General features: G+C 71.0%; 22 protein-coding genes and 1 pseudogene. 9 read left to right on the forward strand and 14 right to left on the reverse strand.

All coding sequences use genetic code 11. The annotated features are described in order from the left end of the window. The first annotated feature begins 21 nt into the window (after nt 1-21). The 6 genes and pseudogenes from ACWCPW_RS29485 to ACWCPW_RS29510 all read left to right on the forward strand — a co-directional run bounded on the left by ACWCPW_RS29485 (nt 22) and on the right by ACWCPW_RS29510 (nt 4,711). Nucleotides 22-1,061, forward strand: a pseudogene (locus tag ACWCPW_RS29485) (energy-coupling factor ABC transporter permease). Between the two features lie 2 nt (nt 1,062-1,063). Further along, entirely contained in the window at nt 1,064-1,825 is a 762-nt protein-coding gene (gene cbiQ, locus ACWCPW_RS29490) for a cobalt ECF transporter T component CbiQ (protein ID WP_449764621.1), read from the forward strand. Between the two features lie 70 nt (nt 1,826-1,895). Next, the gene (locus ACWCPW_RS29495) at nt 1,896-2,657 is read left to right on the forward strand and encodes an energy-coupling factor ABC transporter ATP-binding protein (RefSeq protein ID WP_449764622.1); all 762 of its coding nucleotides are present in this window, start codon (nt 1,896-1,898) and stop codon (nt 2,655-2,657) included. Between the two features lie 208 nt (nt 2,658-2,865). After that, nucleotides 2,866-3,252 (forward strand): DUF3618 domain-containing protein, encoded by a 387-nt coding sequence (locus tag ACWCPW_RS29500; RefSeq protein WP_449764623.1) that lies wholly within the window; start codon nt 2,866-2,868, stop codon nt 3,250-3,252. Nucleotides 3,253-3,470: 218 nt separating this feature from the next. Further along, nucleotides 3,471-3,773, forward strand: coding sequence for a GroES family chaperonin (locus tag ACWCPW_RS29505; RefSeq protein ID WP_052173837.1), 303 nt, complete (start codon nt 3,471-3,473; stop codon nt 3,771-3,773). 272 nt (nt 3,774-4,045) lie between these two features. Next, complete coding sequence (locus ACWCPW_RS29510; protein ID WP_449764624.1) at nt 4,046-4,711, forward strand: RICIN domain-containing protein; 666 nt, start codon at nt 4,046-4,048, stop codon at nt 4,709-4,711. A gap of 117 nt (nt 4,712-4,828) precedes the next feature. Here the strand turns inward: ACWCPW_RS29510 and ACWCPW_RS29515 are convergent, their stop codons facing one another. Continuing rightward, nucleotides 4,829-6,280 carry a catalase gene (locus ACWCPW_RS29515; protein WP_449764625.1) on the reverse strand — a complete coding sequence of 484 codons (1,452 nt, stop codon included), beginning with the start codon at nt 6,278-6,280 and terminating at the stop codon, nt 4,829-4,831. A 257-nt stretch (nt 6,281-6,537) separates the two neighbouring features. Here ACWCPW_RS29515 and ACWCPW_RS29520 point away from each other — a divergent pair, with 257 nt between their 5' ends. Continuing rightward, nucleotides 6,538-7,578, forward strand: a complete 1,041-nt coding sequence (locus ACWCPW_RS29520) for an LLM class flavin-dependent oxidoreductase (protein WP_449764680.1) — start codon at nt 6,538-6,540, stop codon at nt 7,576-7,578. Nucleotides 7,579-7,701: 123 nt separating this feature from the next. On the opposite strand, the gene ACWCPW_RS29525 is transcribed toward ACWCPW_RS29520, so the two are convergent. Next, on the reverse strand, nt 7,702-9,264 hold the full coding sequence (locus ACWCPW_RS29525) for a molybdopterin-dependent oxidoreductase (RefSeq protein ID WP_449764626.1): 1,563 nt from the start codon (nt 9,262-9,264) through the stop codon (nt 7,702-7,704). Nucleotides 9,265-9,451: 187 nt separating this feature from the next. Between ACWCPW_RS29525 and ACWCPW_RS29530 the strand changes: the two genes are divergently transcribed. Then, nucleotides 9,452-10,180: a GNAT family N-acetyltransferase gene (locus tag ACWCPW_RS29530; protein ID WP_449764627.1), complete on the forward strand. Its 729-nt coding sequence runs from the start codon at nt 9,452-9,454 to the stop codon at nt 10,178-10,180. Nucleotides 10,181-10,307: 127 nt separating this feature from the next. Here ACWCPW_RS29530 and ACWCPW_RS29535 read toward each other — a convergent pair whose 3' ends face one another. From ACWCPW_RS29535 to ACWCPW_RS29565, 7 genes are all read right to left on the reverse strand, one after another. Next, nucleotides 10,308-10,910 carry an XTP/dITP diphosphatase gene (locus ACWCPW_RS29535; protein WP_449764628.1) on the reverse strand — a complete coding sequence of 201 codons (603 nt, stop codon included), beginning with the start codon at nt 10,908-10,910 and terminating at the stop codon, nt 10,308-10,310. A 60-nt stretch (nt 10,911-10,970) separates the two neighbouring features. Then, nucleotides 10,971-11,369: a hypothetical protein gene (locus ACWCPW_RS29540; RefSeq protein WP_395863316.1), complete on the reverse strand. Its 399-nt coding sequence runs from the start codon at nt 11,367-11,369 to the stop codon at nt 10,971-10,973. 237 nt (nt 11,370-11,606) lie between these two features. Beyond that, nucleotides 11,607-12,332, reverse strand: a complete 726-nt coding sequence (gene rph, locus ACWCPW_RS29545) for a ribonuclease PH (RefSeq protein ID WP_449764629.1) — start codon at nt 12,330-12,332, stop codon at nt 11,607-11,609. Between the two features lie 54 nt (nt 12,333-12,386). Continuing rightward, a complete protein-coding gene (locus tag ACWCPW_RS29550; protein WP_449764630.1) occupies nt 12,387-13,142 on the reverse strand; it encodes an MBL fold metallo-hydrolase in 756 nt (251 codons plus the stop codon). Next, nucleotides 13,139-13,954 carry a glutamate racemase gene (murI, locus tag ACWCPW_RS29555; protein WP_449764631.1) on the reverse strand — a complete coding sequence of 272 codons (816 nt, stop codon included), beginning with the start codon at nt 13,952-13,954 and terminating at the stop codon, nt 13,139-13,141. Before murI ends, ACWCPW_RS29550 begins: the two co-directional genes overlap by 4 nt. A gap of 167 nt (nt 13,955-14,121) precedes the next feature. Next, nucleotides 14,122-14,253, reverse strand: coding sequence for a hypothetical protein (locus tag ACWCPW_RS29560; protein WP_449764632.1), 132 nt, complete (start codon nt 14,251-14,253; stop codon nt 14,122-14,124). 75 nt (nt 14,254-14,328) lie between these two features. Beyond that, complete coding sequence (locus tag ACWCPW_RS29565) at nt 14,329-14,724, reverse strand: hypothetical protein (RefSeq protein ID WP_449764633.1); 396 nt, start codon at nt 14,722-14,724, stop codon at nt 14,329-14,331. Between the two features lie 59 nt (nt 14,725-14,783). Here ACWCPW_RS29565 and ACWCPW_RS29570 point away from each other — a divergent pair, with 59 nt between their 5' ends. Then, nucleotides 14,784-15,233, forward strand: coding sequence for a MarR family winged helix-turn-helix transcriptional regulator (locus tag ACWCPW_RS29570; protein ID WP_449764634.1), 450 nt, complete (start codon nt 14,784-14,786; stop codon nt 15,231-15,233). Nucleotides 15,234-15,942: 709 nt separating this feature from the next. On the opposite strand, the gene ACWCPW_RS29575 is transcribed toward ACWCPW_RS29570, so the two are convergent. From ACWCPW_RS29575 to ACWCPW_RS29595, 5 genes are all read right to left on the reverse strand, one after another. Further along, entirely contained in the window at nt 15,943-16,893 is a 951-nt protein-coding gene (locus ACWCPW_RS29575) for a PLP-dependent cysteine synthase family protein (RefSeq protein WP_449764635.1), read from the reverse strand. Next, complete coding sequence (locus ACWCPW_RS29580; RefSeq protein ID WP_449764636.1) at nt 16,893-17,174, reverse strand: MoaD/ThiS family protein; 282 nt, start codon at nt 17,172-17,174, stop codon at nt 16,893-16,895. Before ACWCPW_RS29580 ends, ACWCPW_RS29575 begins: the two co-directional genes overlap by 1 nt. Before the next feature lie 173 nt (nt 17,175-17,347). After that, entirely contained in the window at nt 17,348-17,458 is a 111-nt protein-coding gene (locus ACWCPW_RS29585; protein WP_395863480.1) for a putative leader peptide, read from the reverse strand. Nucleotides 17,459-17,661: 203 nt separating this feature from the next. Further along, complete coding sequence (locus ACWCPW_RS29590) at nt 17,662-18,075, reverse strand: Mov34/MPN/PAD-1 family protein (RefSeq protein WP_449764637.1); 414 nt, start codon at nt 18,073-18,075, stop codon at nt 17,662-17,664. A gap of 92 nt (nt 18,076-18,167) precedes the next feature. Next, a complete protein-coding gene (locus ACWCPW_RS29595) occupies nt 18,168-19,577 on the reverse strand; it encodes an amino acid permease (RefSeq protein ID WP_449764638.1) in 1,410 nt (469 codons plus the stop codon). Nucleotides 19,578-19,668 lie beyond the last annotated feature (91 nt).

Consider the following 19,668-nt stretch of genomic DNA (forward strand, 5'->3'; position numbering starts at 1 on the left):
CCGGCATTTCGGGAGGGCCACATGCACATACCCAACGGGTTCATCGACGGCCCCGTATCCGCGGGAGCGGGCGTCGTCGCGGTCGCCGGGATCGCCGTCGGCCTGCGTGGCGCACGTCGCGAGCTGGACGAGCGCACCGCGCCGCTGGCCGGCCTGGTCGCGGCCTTCGTCTTCGCCGTCCAGATGCTCAACTTCCCGGTCGCCGGCGGGACCAGCGGCCACCTGCTCGGCGGCACCCTCGCCGCGATCCTGGTCGGCCCGTACACCGGCATGTTGTGCGTGGCGGTGGTGCTGCTGATGCAGGGCCTGTTCTTCGCCGACGGCGGCCTGACCGCGCTCGGCCTGAACATCACCATCATGGGCGTCGTGACCGTTGTGGTCGGCTACGGGCTGTTCCGCCTGGCGCTGGGCCTGCTGCCCGCGCGGCACTCGTCCGTCCCCGTGGCCGCGTTCGTCGGCGCGCTGGTGTCGGTACCGGCCGCCGCCTGCGTGTTCACCGCGTTCTACGCGATCGGCGGGACCACCGACGTGTCGATCGGCAAGGTGGCCGGCGCGATGATCGGCGTACATGTCCTGATCGGCATCGGTGAGGCGATCATCACCGCGGCCACCGTCTCCAGCGTGCTCGCGGTGCGGCCCGACCTCGTCCACGGCGCGCGCGGCCTCACGCGCCCGCTCGAACTGCGCTCGGCAGGGGGATCCCGATGACCCGCGTCCGTACCCGCACGCTGCTGATCGCGGGCGCGCTGCTCGCCCTGGTGCTGGCCGGCTTCGTCAGCTACTACGCGAGCCAGAGCCCGGATGGCCTGGAGAAGGTGTCCGCCGACAAGGGCATCGACGCCAAGGAGCGGGACCACCAGTTCAAGGACGGTCCACTGGCCGACTACAGCGTCAAGGGTGTGCACAACGAGCGGCTCTCCGGCGGCCTGGCCGGCGTGATCGGTGTCGGCGCCACGCTGCTGGTGGGCACCGGCGTGTTCTGGTCGGTCCGCAAGCGCTCCACCGGCACCGACCCGGCGACCGCGCGCACGGTCGACTCCGCCGCCGGCTCCGGGGCCTGACCATGTCAGCGGGACACGGACACCGGCTCCACCGACCCGGCGACTCGCCGATCCATCGGCTGCCGCCGCACTGCAAGCTCCTCGCGCTGGTCGGTTTCGTGCTGGTCACCGTGTCCACGCCCCGGGATGCCTACCTGGCGTTCGCCGGGTACGCCGTGCTGCTCGCCGCGGTCGCCGCGCTCGCCCGGGTGCCGGCCGGCTTCCTGCTGCGGCGCATGCTGGTCGAGCTGCCGTTCGTGGGCTTCGCCGTACTGTTGCCGTTCGTCGCGAACGGGCCGCACGTCGAGGTGCTGGGCCTGTCGCTCAGCCGGGACGGCCTGCTCGGCGCCTGGAACATCCTGGCCAAGGGCACCCTGGGGGTGATCGCGGGCGTGTTGCTCGCGGCCACCACCGAACTGCGCGCCCTGCTCCTGGGCCTGCAGAAGTTGCGGATGCCGCCGCTGCTGATCCAGATCATGTCGTTCATGCTGCGCTACGGCGCGGTGATCACCGCCGAGATGGGCCGGATGCGGATCGCCCGCGAATCGCGCGGCTTCCTCGCGCGCGACCTGCGCCAGGCCCCGGTGGTGGCCAAGTCCGCCGGCGCCCTGTTCATCCGCTCCTACGAGCGCGGCGAACGGGTGCACCTGGCGATGCTCAGCCGGGGGTACACCGGGACCATGCCGGTGCTCCTGGACACCCGGGCCACCGGCACCCAGTGGGCCGCCGCCGGTGCGCTGCCGGCGGCGGCGCTCGCGGTGTGGGCGGCGGCGTCGACCCTGTGAGGCGCCGACCCGATGTACCGACCCGATGACGCCGACCCGATGACGCCGACCCGATGAACGGAGTCCCCAGGTGAGTGACACTCCGGCCACCGCCCCCTCGCTCGTCGTCCGCGGCCTCGCCTACGCCTACCCCGACGGCCACCAGGCGCTGTACGGCGTCGACCTGACCATCGCGCGCGGCGAACGGGTCGCGCTGCTGGGCCCCAACGGCGCCGGCAAGACCACCCTGGTGCTGCACCTCAACGGCATCCTGACCGCCGGGGCCGGCACCGTCGAGGTGGCCGGCCTGCCGGTGGCGAAGCAGCACCTGCGGGAGATCCGCCGCCGGGTCGGCATCGTCTTCCAGGACCCGGACGACCAGCTCTTCATGCCCACGGTCCGCGAGGACGTCGCGTTCGGCCCGGCCAACCTGGGCCTGCGCGGCGCCGCGCTGGAGGAGCGCGTACAGGACGCGCTGGCCCGGGTGGGCATGTCCGGCTTCGCCGATCGGCCGCCGCACCACCTCAGCTACGGCCAGCGCCGCCGGGTCGCGGTGGCCACGGTGCTCGCGATGGAGCCGGAGATCCTGGTCCTGGACGAGCCGTCCTCGAACCTGGACCCGGCGAGCCGGCGCGAACTGGCCGAGGTACTCCGTTCGCTCGATGTCACCGTGCTGATGGTGACCCACGACCTGCCCTACGCGTTGGAGCTGTGTCCGCGCGCGACGGTGCTGGCGGGCGGCGTCGTGGTCGCCGACGGCAGCACCCGCGAGCTGCTCCTGGATCGCGACCTGATGGCCGCCCACCGACTGGAACTGCCTTACGGATTCGACCCGTCGTCGGTCCCGGCCTGACCGCTCCCGGGCCGCCCGCCGGCGCCACGACACCCGGTTGACACGGGCGCGGGGATGTACCTGACAGACTTGGGGAACACACGAGCGCAGGGGCCGGAGAGGACGGGTTGTGAGCGACCACGGGCGGGAACTGTCTCCGGCGGAGTTGGAGCGGGAAGGCCGGGCGGCGTTGGGCCGTCCGGTGACGGCACACGCTGAGCGGAGTCGGGTGGAGTCGGTGAACGGTGCGCACAAGGCTGACGTTTCGAACGCCGAGCACAAGGACGGGAAGGCCGCCGACAAGCACACCGGCGGCGACCAGCCGGACCGGCGCTCGCCGCAGCAGATCGAGCGCGACATCGAGGCGGCCCGGGCCAGCCTGGCGGTGACGCTGGACGAGATCGTCGACCGGGTGAAGCCGGCCAATGTCGCGGCGCGCGCGAAGGACAAGGTGCGGGCCCAGTTCATCGACAGCGACACGGGCGCGCCGCGCAAGGAGCGGATCGTGCCGCTCGCGGGCGGCGTGGCGGGGCTGCTCCTGCTGGTCGTCCTGGTCAAGAGCCGGGGCAGGGCGGACAAGAACGTCAAGCCCGGCAAGGGCAAAAAGAAGCGCTGAGCCCGCCCGCGTCGACGCCGGGCGCGCCCGCCGGGTCCGGTCCTGGACCGGACCCGGGCCCGGCGGAGGCCGAATCGACGCCGAACGGATCGGGACACCACACCTCCCGGTGACGCACGTTCGGCGTCGGACGGGTAGCTTGTCGAAGCGTGAGTTCCGACAGGTCCCAGTCTTCGAGCAACACCGCCCACCATCTCGGCGAGAAGCTGCCCATCCGCATGCTGCACGACCGTGTCCTGGTCCGCCAGGACGCGGCGGAGGGTGAGCGCCGTTCCGGCGGCGGCATCCTGATCCCCGCGACCGCGCAGGTCGGCAAGCGGCTGGCGTGGGCCGAGGTGGTCGCGGTCGGCCAGAACGTCCGCACCGTCGAACCGGGCGATCGTGTCCTGTACGACCCCGAGGAGCGCGCCGAGGTCGAGGTGCGCGGCGTCCCGTACGTCCTGCTCCGCGAACGCGATCTGCACGCGGTCGCCGCCGAGCGCATCGAGGTCTCGGGCGAGGCCACCGGCCTCTACCTCTAGTCCGGGCCCGGTAGCACGCCCCAGCCCTCGAAAGCCCTGGAAACGACCGCCGCACGGGCGCCACGAGAGCACCGCAAGACCGCCGAGAGATCTCCGAACAGCCGTACCGCCGGGTGGTGAGCCGATTCGCCACCCGGCGGTTTTGTCCTCCGGCGGCGCTTTCGCGCGCCCGGAACGCACCCGCTCGCACCGAGCGACTCACCCCTTGGGATGAACTCTTCTGCCAGGATGACCCGATCCGCACGAAGAGCCGGCCATGAGGAGAGGGACAGATGCCGCGACGTCGGATCTGGATAGCGGCGCTGTGCGCGGTCGCGCTGATGGGTTTCCTGGGCGGCGGCCTGGTCGGGGTGTTCGGTGGCGACGACGGCAAGGCCGCCGGCGCGTCGGCGTCCGGAACCGGCCCGAGCGGCTCCTCCCCGAGCCCGCCCGCCGCGGTCGCGGCGCAGGTCACCACCGCGCCGCCGACCACCGCCGCGCCGACCTCGGCGTCACCGTCGCCGTCCAAGAGCGCGTCCGCCAAGCCGGTCCTGGCCTCGGGCAAGCGCTACATGCTGACCCTGGCGGACGGCCGGGCGATGGACGTGAGCGGCGGCAGCGACCGGGATCGGGCACCCGTGATCGTGTACCCGGCCGGGCCGGGCAAGGCGAACCAGCAGTGGGTGGTGCGCGACGCGGGCGGCGGTTTCGTCCGGTTGCAGTCGGCGGACTCGCACAAGTGCCTGGAGGTGGCGGACGGGCGAGGGGCCCGGGCGTATCAGGACGACTGCAGCCGCGGCGACACCCAGTTGTGGAAGCCGCAGCCCAGTGGCTCCGGGGTGGTGCTGCTCGCCCGCAACGGCTCCGCGCTGGGGCTGGCCGACCAGGTCAAGGGCCAACAGAGTCTGGCCCTGGTGCCGGCCGGCTCGGGAGCGGTCTGGCAGGCCGGCGCCGCGTGACCGGGCGCCGGACGGCGGGCCGGGATCGGCCGGGCCGGGCCGGCGACCGCGACCGAACATGCCGAGGGGCCGCCCGCGTCGGGCGGCCCCTCGGTGCTTCGTCCGGCCCGAACGGCGTCAGCCGCCGTTGAAGCCCTTGGCGACACGCGCGCCCAGGTCGGCGTCGACCTTCGTCCAGTACTCGATCACCCGGGGCAGCACCTCCGCGCTCACCGGCCCGTCGCTCTTCATGTGTCCGACGATGTTGGCGACCAGGTGCTGCCGGTCGGTCTCGGACATCACGTGGCGCCACAGCGCGCCGGGCTGACCGAAGTCGTCGTCCTCGGCGTGCGGCTTGTAGGCGGAGCGCATGATCTCGCCGGTGACCGCGTAGTTCTCGTCCGTGTACAGCTCCGGATTCGCCACCGGGCCGCCGTAGCTGTTCGGCGCGTACACCGGGTCGCCGTAGTTCTCGAACCGCATCGCGCCGTCCTTGTTGTACGAGTGGACCGGCACGATCGGGCGGTTGATCGGCAGTTGGAGGTAGTTCGGGCCGATCCGGTAGCGGTGCGTGTCCGGGTAGCTGAACAACCGGCCCTGGAGCATCTTGTCCGGGCTCGCGCCGATCCCGGGCACCAGGTTGGCCGGTTCGAACGAGGCCTGCTCGACCTCGGCGAAGTAGTCCGAGGGGTTGCGGTTCAAGGTCATCCGGCCGACCTCGATCAGCGGGTAGTCGCCGTGCGGCCACACCTTGGTCAGGTCGAACGGGTTGAACCGGTAGTTCGCGGCGTCCTCGAACGGCATCACCTGTACGTGCAGCGTCCAGGACGGGTGGTCGCCACCGGTGATCGCGTCGCGCAGGTCGCGGATGTGGAAGTCGCGGTCCTCGCCCGCCTGCGCGGCGGCCTCGGCGTCGGTGAAGTTCTCGATGCCCTGGTCGGTCAGGAAGTGGTACTTGATCCAGAACTTCTCGCCGCCGGCGTTGACCCACATGAAGGTGTGGCTGCCGAAGCCGTGCATGTTGCGCCACGTCCGCGGAGTGCCGCGGTCGGACATCAGGAAGGTGACCTGGTGCGCGGACTCGGGCGAGAGCGTCCAGAAGTCCCACTGCATGTTGTGGTCGTGCAGGTGGGTGTCCGACCGGCGCTTCTGCGAGTGGATGAAGTCGGAGAACTTGCTCGGATCCCGGATGAAGAAGATCGGCGTGTTGTTGCCGACCAGGTCGTAGTTCCCGTGCCGGGTGTAGAACTTGATCGCGAAGCCGCGCGGGTCGCGCACGGTGTCGGGGAACCCGAGCTCACCGGCGACCGTCGAGAAGCGGATGAACATCGGCGTCTCGCGACCGGGCTGGAACAGGTCCGCCTTGGTGAATTGGCTGACGTCCCGGGTGACCTGGAAGATCCCGTGGGCGCCGCCCCCCTTCGCGTGCACCACCCGCTCCGGCACCCGCTCACGGTTGAACTGCGCCATCTTCTGGATGACGTAGTGGTCCTGGAGCAGCAGCGGGCCGTTGGGTCCGACCGAGAGCGAGAACTCGTCGCTCGGGGCCGCGATACCCGCGTCGGTCGTGGTGGTCGGGCGTTCGGTCATCGCCGGTGTCCCTTTCGTGTGGTTCACGTGCCGGGTCTTGGAGCGCCGATTCCAACCTGCGTCCGAAATTGGAACGAGTCAAGACCTGTATGGCATCCAATCCATCATGTTTCCGACTGTCCTTTATGCCCCGTGTGATCGTCTGCACGCCTGAGCCGTGGAACAGCGCGCAGTGCCCGCGGGTTGCAACTCACAGCACCGGAGCGCAATCGGGTGGGCGGGAAACGGGCGAGAAAGAGGGACGCGGAGTGGACGCTGTGAAGTTGTCGGTACTGGACGTGGCGCCGGTGGGAACCGGGTACTCGGCGACCGAGGCGCTGCGCACGAGCACCGAGTTGGCGAAGCTGGCCGAGCGATGGGGTTTCCACCGGTTCTGGGTGGCGGAACACCACAACATGCCCGGCATCGCCAGTTCGTCGCCGCCGGTGCTGCTCGCCCACCTGGCCGCGCACACCTCGACCCTGCGGCTGGGCTCGGGCGGGGTGATGTTGCCCAACCACGCGCCGCTCGTGGTCGCCGAGCAGTTCGGCACGCTGCAGGCGCTGCATCCCGGGCGGATCGACATCGGCATCGGCCGGGCCCCGGGCACCGACCAGGTCACCATGCGCGCGCTGCGGCGCGGCGGCGGGGCCGAGTCGGTCGAGGAGTTCCCGCAGGCGCTCGGCGAGCTGATCGGGTTCGTCACCGGGTCGTTCGCCGCGGACCACCCGTACGCGCGGATGCACGCGGTGCCCGGCCCCGCGTCCGGGATCGAGGCGGGGGGCGAGTTCGCGTCCGCCGAGGCACCGGTGTGGCTGCTGGGGTCCAGCGGCTACAGCGCGCAGTTGGCCGGGATCCTGGGCCTGCCGTTCGCGTTCGCGCACCACTTCAGCGGCCGGCACACACTGCCCGCGCTGGAGTTGTACCGCGAGTCGTTCCAGCCCTCCGAGTCGCTCAAGGAGCCGTACTCGATGATCGCGGCCGGGGTGATCGCGGCCGACACGCACGAGGAGGCCGAGCGGCTCGCGTTGTCCCAGGCGTTGTCGATGTTGCGGCTGCGCGGTGGCAACCCCGGTCGCATGCCGTCGCCGGAGGAGGCCGAGGCCTACCCGTGGACGCCCGCCGAGCGGGAGTTCGTGGCGAACTACCGGCGCCAGCACATCTCGGGCGACCTGGCCGAGGTGCGCGCCGGCATGCGCGAACTGCGCGAGCGCACCGAGGTGGACGAGCTGATGGTGATCAGCAACGTGTACGGCCACGACGCGCGGATCCGCTCGTACGAGCTGATCGCGAAGGCGTGGGGGCTGATCGAGGAGTGAGCGGCACCGGCCGGGTCGTGGGGGCGACCCGGCCGGTTTCGGTGGGCTTGCCCGGACGGCGGCCCGACGCGGTGTGGTTCGCGCTCGGGCGGCTCGACGCACGGCGAGTCCAAGCCGGGCGGTTCATCGCACCGTGACGCCGATCCGGTGGTGGCCGGTGGCGCCGTCGGGGACCACATCGGCGTTCCTGGCGGTCTGTACCGCGCCGGTGCCGTCGGTGGCCCGCACCCGCAGCACGTGCCGGCCCGGCGCGGCGTCCCACATCCAGCGGTACTGGCGCCAGGTGTCGGTGGTGGTCCGCGGCGCGAGTTCGGCGGGCTGCCACGGGCCCTCGTCGACCTGGACCTCGACTGCGGCGATGCCGCGGTGTTGCGCCCACGCGACGCCGGCGACCGGGACCCGGCCGGCGTTCACCGTGGCCCCGTCCCTGGGTGTGTCCAGCCGCGACTGGGTCTTGATCGGGGCCTGCCGGGCCCAGCCGAGCTTGACCCAGTAGGCGCTGAACGCGTCGAACCGGGTCACCTCCAGGTCCACGATCCACTTGCACGCGGACACGTAGCCGTACAGTCCCGGAACCACCATCCGGACCGGGAAGCCGTGCTTGATCGGCAGCGGTTCGCCGTTCATCGCGTACGCCAGCATCGCGTCGCGCCCGTCCAGCACCTCGCGCAGCGGCGTGCCGATCGTCATGCCGTCCGGCGACCTGGAGACGATCTGATCGGCGCCGGGCCGGATGCCCGCCTCGCGCAGCAGGTCGGCCAGCGGGGTGCCCAGCCAGCGGGCGTTGCCGATCAGGTCGCCGCCGACCTCGTTGGACACGCAGGCCAGCGTGATGTCCCGCTCGATCGCGAAGCGGGCCCGCAACTGCGGGTAGTCCAGCCGGATTTCCCGGTCGACCAGGCCGTGGATACGCAACTGCCAGTCCTCGGCCCGAAGCTGCGGCACGGTGAACGCGGTGTCGATCCGGTAGAAGTCGGCGTTCGAGGTCAGGTACGGGGTCAGGCCGGGCTCGATCAGGCCGGGGCCGGCCGGTGCGGCCGCGCTGATCGGCGCGGGCAGGTTCCGCGCGACGGACGCGCGGGACCGCTCCGCGTTGAACCGGGCGTGCTGGAGCATCCGGCCGCCGAACCCGGTCACCGCGGCGACCGCGGCGGCGCCGACCAGGATCACCGTACGGCGCGAGGTGTCCGGGGCCGGTTCGCGCACGTCGTCCTCGGACGCGCCCGGCAGCGGGCGGGCGAGCGGGCGTCGGTCGACCAGGTCGGGCCGGGTCGGCAAGATCAGCGCGAGCGTCCCGAACAGCGTGCCGACCAGCACCGGGGCCAGGTCGGCGGGTGTGTACGAGGGGCGGTCGACGGCGGTCCACGCCACGAAGGCGCCGAGCGCGAGCACGCCGGCGATCCCGTAGCGCAGCCGCCGGGCGGCGAGCACGCCGAGTCCGGCGGCGAACAGCGCGAGCAGCACGGCGATCACGGTCAGCAGGAACGCCTTGTCCGCGGTCCCGAAGGTGCGGATCGCCCATTCGCGCGGCCCCTGCGGCGCGCGGTCGGTGACCGCGCCGCTGATCGTCACGAACGGTGTGGCCTCCGGTCGCACGAACGCCGCGATCGCCTCGGCCACGCCGACCGCCACAGCCGCCGAGACCACGCCGGCCAACGCGGCACCAAGCCATCCAGAACGCCGCACGACGCCACCTCACGCTCGGGAAATCGGTTCGCGGAACAGCTCCCACCATCCTGACCCGCACGCGTCACCGACGGGGGAATGCGCTGCTTACCGTTGTATGACGAAGCGTCAGGAGTCCGCCGGTCTTATTGCAAGTAGCTTGCAATAGGCTTTCCGGGTTCCAGTCGCCGATCCGTCGGGAGAAGCCGTGAGCACCATCGACCGGGAGCGGTCCATGTCCACCGCCGAACTGATCCGGGCCTGGGTCACCGGTTGGGCGGCGGCCCGATCGGTGACCGCGCCGGTCGAGGCGGCGGGCGGCTTCCGGCTCGACGTCGGGTTGCCCGAGCACCGGGTGCGCTACGTGCTGCACGACGTCGGACACGTGGCCGAGACGGCCCGGACCCGGACCGATCCCGGCACCTGGATCAAGAGCTTCGGCCCGCCCGAGCGGATCGGCCCCGAGCTGACGCCGGCGTGGACGATCGGCGATCCGGAGTACATGATGACCGGGCCGCTGCGGCAGGCCGCGGCGGTCCCCCCGAGCGGGTACACGATCGAGGTCGAGCCGGTGGGCGCGGTCGTGTTCGTGCGGTTGCTCGCCGGCGACGGCACGGTCGCCGCGGACGGGCGGATCGCAGTCACCGGGGACACCGCCGTGGCCGACCAGATCCGGACCGACCCGGCGCACCGGCGTCGCGGGCTGGGCAGCGTGCTGATGACCGCGCTCGGCGACGCCGCAGCCGAGCGCGGCGCCCGCACCGGTGTGCTGGTCGCCACGCCGGCCGGCCGGGCGTTGTACACCAGCCTGGGCTGGACGCTGTACGGCGTGCTCACCCCGGCCTGGATCCCGGAACCGGCGATCGCACCCGACGCGGCCGCACCCGCCGTGCCGAGCCTGGCATGCCCTCCGGCTCAGACCCGGCTCGCCCGGTAGGCCCGCTCGACCTCGGCCTTCAGTGCGGTACTGCCGGACACCAACCCGTCCTCGTCCGTGCGCACTTGGAGGCTCGCGGTCGACCCGCCCGGGGCCCGGGCCTCGGCCCGCCCCCCCGGTCCGGCCGTCAGCCGATCAGTTCGGAGACGATCGGCGCCAGGGCACGAAACGCCTTGCCCCGGTGGCTGATCGCGTTCTTCTCGGCGGCGGTCAGCTCGGCGGCGGTGCGGGTGTCGTCGGCGACCAGGAGGATCGGGTCGTAGCCGAAACCGCCGGTGCCGCGCGGCTCGCGGGTCAAGGTGCCCTCGAACCGGCCCTCGACCACCCGCTCGGTGCCGTCCGGCAGCGCGAGCGCCGCCGCGCAGGCGAACCACGCGGCGCGGTGTTCGTCCGCGATGTCGGAGAGCTGCGCGAGCAGCAACCGCAGGTTGGCCGCGTCGTCGCCGTGCGTGCCGGCCCAACGCGCGGAGAAGATACCGGGCATGCCGTTGAGCGCGGCCACGCACAGGCCCGAGTCGTCGGCGATCGCCGGGAGCCCCGTGGCCCGCGCGATGGCGTGGGCCTTGAGCAGGGCGTTGGCCGCGAAGGTGAGGCCGGTCTCGGGCACGTCGGGGACGTCCGGATAGGCGTCCATGCCGACGAGTTCGACGTCGAGCCCGACGTCCTCGAGGATCTGCTGGAGCTCGACGACCTTGTTGGCGTTGCGGGTGGCGAGTACGAGACGGCTCATAGCGGCAAGCCTAGGCTCGCGGCGGCCGCGGATCGAATCCGGGCCGCCCTCGCGGACCGGTTACTTGACGCAGATCGTGGTCAGGTTCTTCGCGCCGTTGATCAGCGGCTGCACGTCGCTCGCGCCCAGGCTGTCACCGTTGGCGGCCTTGGTGCTGAGCTGGGTGATCACGTCGCCGAGGCTGTTCGCGGCGTTCTTCGCGTCGTCCGAGTCCAGGTCCTTGGTCTTGTCGTCCAAGGTCTTCTGCAGGTTGTCGAGCGACTTCCGGGCGGCGGCCGGGTCGTTGAGCACATTGCTCAGGTTGGAGATGTCGTTGGTGAGGTTGGTGGCCAGTTCGGCACACGAGATGGCCTGCTGTGCCTGCTCGCACGCGACGGTGGCGAACAGCGCGCCCGCCATGGCGGTGGCCGCGATCGTGGTGCGCAGGACCCGGCGGGGACGGAACGTGGCGCGGAACATGGAGCTCCTCGTCAGGGACGGGCTGATCGGCCCGGTCGTGGCTGGTGCTGATCGGGATGACCAGATGCCATGACCGTACTGGTGACCGGGCCCGCGCCGGGCCGACCGTGGCACACCCGGTGCGTGCCGGTTGCGCGTACGTGACACTCGCAACCGGCACGTGACCACCACTTGCGGTGGTATGCCCGGGAAAGCGACTTCGCGGTCGTGCCCGGGCGGTTGCCGTACGGGTTCCGCTCAGGACTCCAGCGCGAGTTGCTGAAGCACCGTCAGCTCCTCGCAGCCCCGCGCGCCGAGGTCGAGCAGGTTGTTCAGCAGCGCGCGATCGAAGGGCTCCTTCTCCGCGGTGCCCTGCACCTCGACGAAGCGTCCGTCCCCGGTGCACACGATGTTCATGTCGGTGTCGGCCCGGACGTCCTCCTCGTAGGGAAGATCGAGCATCGGCACACCGTCGATGATCCCGACGCTGACCGCCGCCACCGAACCGACCAGCGGGTTGGCTCCCTTGCGGGTGAGCTTGTGCTCGCGCGCCCAGCTCACCGCGTCGGCCAGCGCGACGTACGCGCCGGTGATCGCCGCGGTCCGGGTGCCACCGTCCGCCTGGAGCACGTCGCAGTCGAGGTGGATCGTGGTCTCGCCGAGCGCCTTGGTGTCGATCACCGCGCGCAGCGAACGGCCGATCAGCCGCGAGATCTCGTGCGTACGCCCGCCGATCCGGCCCTTGACCGACTCGCGATCCCCGCGCGTGTGGGTGGCGCGCGGCAACATCGAGTACTCGGCGGTGACCCAGCCCTCCCCGCTGCCCTTGCGCCAGCGCGGCACGCCTTCGGTGACGCTCGCGGCGACCAGGACACGCGTACGGCCGAACTCGACGAGGACCGAGCCCTCGGCGTGGTCGAGCCACTTGCGCTGGAACGTGACCGGGCGAAGCTGGTCGGGGGTACGGCCGTCTACTCGTGACATGGACCCAGCCTAAGCGGTGGCACGCACCCGTTCGGACCGGACACCCGAGCGGGCTCAGACCGTGTGCGCGGCGTCCGGCAGGGCCAGCTCGACAGCGCCGGTGAAGGTCTTGCGGGCGTCGTCGAGATTGCGTCCGCGGCTCGTCCACGGCGGGATGTGGGTGAGCAACAGCCTTCCCACGCCCGCCCGTTCGGCGTGCTCGCCGGCCTGGCGGCCGTTCAGGTGCACATGCGGCAGGTTCTCCCGGCCGTGCTCGAACGACGCCTCGCACAACAGCAGGTCGGCGCCGCGCGAGATCCGGACCAGGTCGTCGCTGACCCCGGTGTCGCCGGAGTAGACCAGCGACCGGCCGCCGGCCTCGATCCGGTAGGCGTACGACTCCACCGGGTGCGGCATGCGGTCGGCGGTGATCCGGAACGGGCCGACCTCGAAGGTGCCGGTGACCACCGTGCGGAAGTCGAACACGTCGCCCATCCGCCCGTTGTCGATGGCGCCCTCGACGTCGTACGCGCGCGCGATCCGCTCGTGCGTATCGGCCGGTCCGTACACCGACAGCCGGGGCAGCTCGCCGGACGGGCAGTACTTGCGAGCCACGAAGTAGCAGGCGAGGTCGAGACAGTGGTCCGCGTGCAGGTGGCTGAGCAGCACCGCGTCGATCGAGTCGAGCGTGGCGTGCCGTTGCAGCGGGCCGAGCGCGCCGTTGCCGAGATCGATCAGGATGCGGACCCCGTCGGCTTCCAGGAGGTAGCACGAGCAGGGGCTGTCCGGGCCGGGGAAGCTGCCGGAACAGCCGACGACGGTGAGTTTCACGTGAGGGCTCCGAGCGCGTCGACGTGCGCGAGTTCGGGGCCGAGGAACCGGCGACCCACGTCGCGGAACTGGGCGGGATCGCCCGTGGTGAGGAATTGGTGGTCGGGCGCGGCCTGTCCGGTGTCCCGCATCAGGCCGCCGGCCGCGAGTGCGCGGTAGACGTCCTTCGCGGTCTCCTCCGCGCTCGAGATCAGCGTGACCTGCTCCCCCATGACGTAGGAGATGACTCCGGTGAGCAGCGGGTAGTGCGTACAGCCGAGGATGAGGGTGTCCACACCCTCGGACACGACCGGATCGAGGTAGCCCCGGGCGACCTTGAGCAGTTCGTCGCCGTTGGTCACCCCGCGCTCGACGAACTCGACGAAGCGCGGGCACGCCTGGGTGGTGAGGTTGATGTGCGGTGCGGCGGCGAACGCGTCCTCGTAGGCCATCGAGGTCTTCGTGGCCTGGGTCGAGATCACCCCGACCCGCCCGTTGCGAGTGGCCGCCGCGGCGCGCCGGGTGGCCGGCTTGATCACCTCGACCACCGGTACGGCGTACCGCTCGCGCGCGTCCCGCAACATCGCGGCGGACGCGCTGTTGCAGGCTATGACCAGGAGCTTCACGCCCTCGTCCACGAGCCGGTCCAGGCATTCCAGCGCATAGCGACGAACCTCCGCGATCGGCCTCGGCCCGTAGGGCTGCCGCGCGGTGTCGCCGAGATAGCGGATCGGCTCGTTCGGGAGCTGGTCGAGCACGGCCCTGGCCACGGTCAGGCCACCAAAGCTCGAGTCGAAGATCCCGATCGGCGCGTCGTTGGATGCGAATGCCACCCCCTGAGAGTACGCAGGGGAGGGGTACGTCCCGGTGCACAACGGGCATGGGGGTGACCGACGTCACGGGACAACGGCCCTTCGGACCGACAGCGACCTCCGGCCGCCGGATCAAACGCGCTTCGCGCGAACCGGCGGCTCCGCCGCTCTCCTCGCACGCTCGTCGATCACTGGTCGACGATCAAGTCGTAGGCGCTGACGCGCCGGGGGTGGGCCGAGTAGGTGTCGCGGCCGGAGGCGGCCAAGTGCGGGTGGTCGGCCGCCCCGTCGTCTCCGCGTCGGGCAACGGGGCGGGCCACTGGGGGAGTTGTCGCGACGCCCATGACGAATCCGGAGGCCTCGCGGCCGGCCCGTTGTCCCGACGCGCGAGCGGCTCAGCCGGCGTTGATCGCGCCGGGGGCGAGTGTGCGGGCCGGCGGACGCGAGAGCCACCACGCGGAGGCGAGGTGCACGGTCGCGCCCAGGGTGCCGCCGATCGCCATGCCGGTGATGCCCTGTTCGATCCCGATCACCGCGTCGCCCACCTGTGCGACGCCGGCCACGAGCAGGATCGGCGTCAGACCCCGGTCCGCGCGCCGGGCGAGGAGATAGAGCAGGCCGGCGGCGAGCGGGATGGCGCGAACGCCGTACGCCTGGGCGTACATGTCCATTCCGTCGCTCACCTCGCTCCCGGGCGCCGACAGGATCCCCGGGTCGACCATGCCGAGCACCGCCGAGGCCGCCGACCCCAACGCCATCACCGCATTGAGAACCAGCACCGCACGTCGCATGACTTCACTCCTTGAATGATTCAAGCTCTGAATGATTCTCCCAGGTTATTATGCAACCCATGAAAGATGTCAAGGGTCAGGGTCCGCTGACGAGCACGGTGACGTTCCGCCTGGGCACCATCGGCGCGATCGTCACCGAGCGCTTCACCGAACAGGTCCAGGCGTACGGCCTCAAGCCCAAACAGGTCGGCCTGATGGCGGTCCTGGCCGCCGGCGCCGCCGACTCACAACAGGAGATCGCCCGCACCATGGGCGTCGCGCCCAGCCTGGTGGTCAGCCTCGCCGACCAACTCGAAGAACTCGGCGCGATCCGCCGCGAACGCGACCCGGCCGACCGCCGCCGCCAAGTCCTGACCCTCACCGACCACGGCCGCACCCTCCTCGCCGAGTGCACCACCGCCGCCCACGCCCTCGACGAGGCCCTCACCGCCCACCTGACCCCCGCCGCCCGCCAGGCCCTCCAACAAGCCCTGACCACCCTCGCCACCCAATCCGGCCTCCCCACCTGACCGAAGAACCGCGCCGTTCCGAATGCAATCTCGATTGGAGACCAGGCGGGCGCAGGCTGTCGTCTCGCCGAGACCGGCGTACGCCTCAGCCTGGACACAGGCAACCCAATGCCGTGTCGAGAGCGAACTGTCCCCGCGGCGTGCTACTTGCTCAGCGCCCGACAGCGTTCGGGCCGCTTGCCTATAGCGGTGCTGGTAACAGCTCGACATAGGCGTGTCGCACCAGCGCACACGCCCACAGGTCGAACGACCCCGATTCCCTGCCGGCGACCGCAGCCAGGGTGGCCTCGACCGCTTCGGCCTCACCATCGGCGCCGACGGCACGCAGACCGTCCGGCGCGACCCACCCACCGGCGCGTCCTGGCCCGTCCCCCTCCCCTGAGCCGGAATTCGGTTCGCCTCTTCCCGGATGCGGATGCCCCATCGGCCGCGAGCAGCCGTCCTCCGCACGACCCGAAGCGATCCCCTTGATCGCGTCCGCCACCCGACGCGCCTCGACCGCCTCCGTGAGCGGCAGCCGCGCGTGCACGGCGCCCTGCGGGCCCACCCGCCGCCCAGCCCGCCCAGCCCGCCATCACGGCCCACCCCCGCCCACCCCCGGAAAACCGAACGCCCCCGGCGCCCGAAGGCGGCCCGGGGGCGATCGAAGAAGACCCGGCGCGAAGAAGACCCGGCGCGAAGGCTCAGCCGGAGCCTCGCACCACGCAACTCAAGCCCAAAGCTGACCCTGAAGACCCTCCACCGCGGCCTCCGTGCTCTCGGCCGTGTAGATACCGGTGGACAGATACTTCCAACCCGCGTCCGCGATCACGAAGGCGATGTCGGCCGACTCCCCCGCCTTGACCGCCTTGCGCGCGATCCCGAGGGCCGCGTGCAGCACCGCGCCGGTCGAGATGCCCGCGAAGATGCCTTCCTTCTCCAGCAGTTCACGGGTGCGCCGGACCGCGTCGGCGGAGCCCACCGAGTAGCGCGTGGTCAGCACGTCGGCGTCGTACAGCTCCGGCACGAAGCCCTCGTCGAGGTTGCGCAGGCCGTACACGACGTCGTCGTAGCGCGGTTCGGCCGCCACGATGGTCACTCCCGGGACCTTCTCGCGCAGGTAGCGGCCGACCCCCATCAGCGTGCCGGTGGTGCCCAGACCGGCCACGAAGTGGGTGATCGTGGGCAGGTCCTCCAGCAGTTCGGGGCCGGTCGTGGCGTAGTGCGCGTCCGGATTGGCCGGGTTGCCGTACTGGTACAACATCACCCAGTCGGGATTCTCGGCCGCGAGCTCCTTGGCCACCCGCACCGCCGTGTTGGAGCCACCCGCCGCGGGCGACCCGATGATCCGCGCGCCCCACATGCGCAGCAGTTCGCGGCGCTCCTCGGAGGTGTTCTCCGGCATCACGCAGACGATCCGATAGCCCTTGAGCTTGGCCGCCATCGCCAACGCGATGCCGGTGTTGCCCGAGGTCGGCTCCAGGATCGTGCAACCGGGGGTGAGCAGCCCGTCCCGCTCGGCCGCCTCGATCATGTGCAGGGCCGGACGGTCCTTGATCGACCCGGTCGGGTTGCGGTCCTCCAGCTTGGCCCACACCCGCACGGTCGGCGACGGCGACAGCGTCGGCAGGCCGACCAGCGGGGTGCGGCCGACCGAATCGAGCAACGATTCGTAACGCATCAGATCGCGCCGCCGGCGACCGCCGGAAGAATGGTGACCGTGTCGCCGTCGTCCAACTTGGTGCCGAGGCCGCCGGTGAAGCGCACGTCCTCGTCGTTGAGGTAGACGTTGACGAAGCGGCGCAGCTCGCCGTTCTCCTCCACCAGCCGGCCACGAACGCCCGGGTGCCGGGCCTCCAGGTCGACCAGCAGGTCGGCGAGGGTGGCACCCGAGCCGGGTACGGCCTTGGCGCCGTCGGTGTAGGTACGAAGGATGGTCGGGATGCGGACCTCGATGGCCATGGATGCGCTCCTCTGGTGGTGACGCGTACGGAGAGAACGCAGTCCGGACGCGGGCCGCACCCTTGAAGCTCCAGCGGGGACGGTGGAGACCGTGGGGCGGGGATCGTTCGCGTGCGCCGGTGCTGCGGGACGTGCCTGCTGCCTGGGGTGCCTGGTGGCCGATCCGGAGCGGATCAGCTCACGCGCGCAGCGCGACAGAGGGCGCTGGAGAGTCGGCACAGATCGACGTGCAGGCGTGCGACGAGAAGCGCGCCCGGGGCACCGCCCGCTACCGCTTCCGTCATATTCACGCCCGCATAACGCATATGGTCATGCTAGCCATTCCATCGGGAGGCTCCGATGTGATCTCGTATGCCGGAACGTGCCATACCGACAGGTGAGACGCATCTCGATGCCGGCATCCGACGGATCGGGCATTCGTTCCGAAATCACCCGCCCGTCGGCCTTCGAACAGTCACCGACAACCCTCGAACGGCCGTCGGCCGGATCAATAGGCCTCCACCACGTTGACCTCCTCCTCGGTGATCACACCGTCGACGATCCGGTACGACCGGAACTCGTACGTCTCCTCCTCCCGCGTCGACACGAGCACGTAGTGCGCGTTGGGCTCGGAGGCGTACGACACGTCCGTGCGCGAGGGGTACGCCTCGGTCGCGGTGTGCGAGTGGTAGACGATCACCGGCTCCTCGTCCCGGTCGTCCATCTCGCGGTAGAGCTTGAACAGGTCGGCCGAGTCGAACTCGTAGAACGTGGGCGACCGCGCGGCGTTGAGCATCGGGATGAACCGCTCGGGGCGGTCGCTGCCCTCGGGGCCCGCGACGACGCCGCACGCCTCGTCGGGGTGGTCGGCACGGGCGTGGGCGACGATCCGATCGCGCAGGGCTGCGGTGATGGTGAGCATGCCCCGAGCGTACTGAGCGCCCCCGGCACCCGCGCGACACCTCACCCCCACCCGATCCGGCGCCCCGCGCACCGGGCCGTCCGGTCCGCCGCTCAGACCCCCACCGGCTTGCCGCGTCGCGCCGAGACATAGGCGACCACCAGGAACGCCACCCAGATCGGCACCACGTACAACGCGATCCTGGTGTCCGCCGAGAACCCGAGCAGGACCACCACCATCAGCAGGAAGGCCAGCACCGCCCAGCCCGTGTACGGCGCGCCCGGCATCCGGAAGCCGTGTCCGGCCAGCCGCCCCCGGTCCACCGCGCGCCGGTAGCGCATCTGGCACGCGACGATCATGCCCCAGGTCCACAGCGCGCCCACGGTGGCCACCGAGGTGATGTACATGAACGCCTTGTCCGGCACCAGCGCGTTGATCAGCACGCCGGCGCCCATCACGATCGCCGACACGGTGATCGCCATGGCCGGCACCCGATGCGAGCTGAGCGTGCTCATCCGCGGCGGCGCCTGCCCCTCGACCGCGAGCGTGCGCAACATCCGGCCGGTGGAGTACAGGCCCGAGTTGCACGAGGACAGCGCGGCGGTGAGCACCACGAAGTTGATGATCGCCGCCGCGGCCGGGATGCCCACCCGGTCGAAGACGAGCACGAACGGGCTCTCCTTGGCGTGGAAGTCGGTCCACGGCGCGAGCGAGAGGATGATCACCAGGGCGCCGATGTAGAACAGCCCGATCCGGAACGGGATGGTGTTGATCGCGCGCGGCAGCACCTTCTCCGGGTCCCGCGCCTCCCCCGCGGTGACACCGATCAGCTCGACGCCCAGGAAAGCGAACATCACGATCTGGAGCACCATCAACGTCTCGCCGACACCGTTGGGCGCGAACCCGCCGTCCGACCACAGATGCGAGACGGACGCCTGGTCACCGGCCTCGCCGAAGCCGAGGATCAGCACCCCGATGCCGACCAGGATCATCCCGACGATCGCGGTCACCTTGATCATCGAGAACCAGAACTCGAACTCGCCGAACAGCTTGACCGAGATCAGGTTGGCGGCGAACAGCGCAAGCAGGACCACCAGCGCGGTCACCCACTGCGGGATCCAGGACCACCAGTACTGCACGTAGACACCCGCCGCGGTGATCTCGGCCATCCCGGTGACAACCCACATGATCCAATATGTCCACCCGGTCACGAACCCGGCGAACGGCCCGAAGAACTCTCTCGCGTACTCGGCGAAACTGCCCGCCACCGGCCGGTACATCAGCAGCTCGCCCAGCGCGCGCATGACGAAGAAGATCAGTACGCCGGCCACCGCGTAGGCCGCGATCAGCGACGGCCCGGCCTTCTCGATCGCGCCGCCCGCGCCCAGGAAGAGCCCGGTGCCGATCGCGCCGCCGATCGCGATCATCTGGATCTGACGGCCGTTCAGCCCCCGTTCGTACCCCTCGGCATCGACACCCGGTTCGGCCGCCCGCGCGCTCGACTCGGCCTTGATGTCCGTCATGAATCGCTCCCGTTCGTTGGCACGGAGGCCGTCTTACCAACGAAAACGAGCGGAAACCCGAATGCCGATCGATCCGGCGTGTCCCTTTCGC

The sequence above is a fragment of the Embleya sp. NPDC001921 genome, assembly GCF_053594475.1.

Coding starts and splice junctions, on each gene's coding strand:
- ACWCPW_RS29515 (WP_449764625.1), bottom strand. CDS start 6,280: ATGACCGAACGCCCGACCACCACGACCGACGCGGGTATCGCGGCCCCG.
- ACWCPW_RS29510 (WP_449764624.1), top strand. CDS start 4,046: ATGCCGCGACGTCGGATCTGGATAGCGGCGCTGTGCGCGGTCGCGCTG.
- ACWCPW_RS29595 (WP_449764638.1), bottom strand. CDS start 19,577: ATGACGGACATCAAGGCCGAGTCGAGCGCGCGGGCGGCCGAACCGGGT.
- cbiQ (WP_449764621.1), top strand. CDS start 1,064: ATGTCAGCGGGACACGGACACCGGCTCCACCGACCCGGCGACTCGCCG.
- rph (WP_449764629.1), bottom strand. CDS start 12,332: ATGTCACGAGTAGACGGCCGTACCCCCGACCAGCTTCGCCCGGTCACG.
- ACWCPW_RS29565 (WP_449764633.1), bottom strand. CDS start 14,724: ATGCGACGTGCGGTGCTGGTTCTCAATGCGGTGATGGCGTTGGGGTCG.
- ACWCPW_RS29575 (WP_449764635.1), bottom strand. CDS start 16,893: ATGCGTTACGAATCGTTGCTCGATTCGGTCGGCCGCACCCCGCTGGTC.
- ACWCPW_RS29585 (WP_395863480.1), bottom strand. CDS start 17,458: ATGACGGAAGCGGTAGCGGGCGGTGCCCCGGGCGCGCTTCTCGTCGCA.
- ACWCPW_RS29590 (WP_449764637.1), bottom strand. CDS start 18,075: ATGCTCACCATCACCGCAGCCCTGCGCGATCGGATCGTCGCCCACGCC.
- ACWCPW_RS29540 (WP_395863316.1), bottom strand. CDS start 11,369: ATGTTCCGCGCCACGTTCCGTCCCCGCCGGGTCCTGCGCACCACGATC.
- ACWCPW_RS29570 (WP_449764634.1), top strand. CDS start 14,784: ATGAAAGATGTCAAGGGTCAGGGTCCGCTGACGAGCACGGTGACGTTC.
- ACWCPW_RS29580 (WP_449764636.1), bottom strand. CDS start 17,174: ATGGCCATCGAGGTCCGCATCCCGACCATCCTTCGTACCTACACCGAC.
- ACWCPW_RS29535 (WP_449764628.1), bottom strand. CDS start 10,910: ATGAGCCGTCTCGTACTCGCCACCCGCAACGCCAACAAGGTCGTCGAG.
- ACWCPW_RS29505 (WP_052173837.1), top strand. CDS start 3,471: ATGCTGCACGACCGTGTCCTGGTCCGCCAGGACGCGGCGGAGGGTGAG.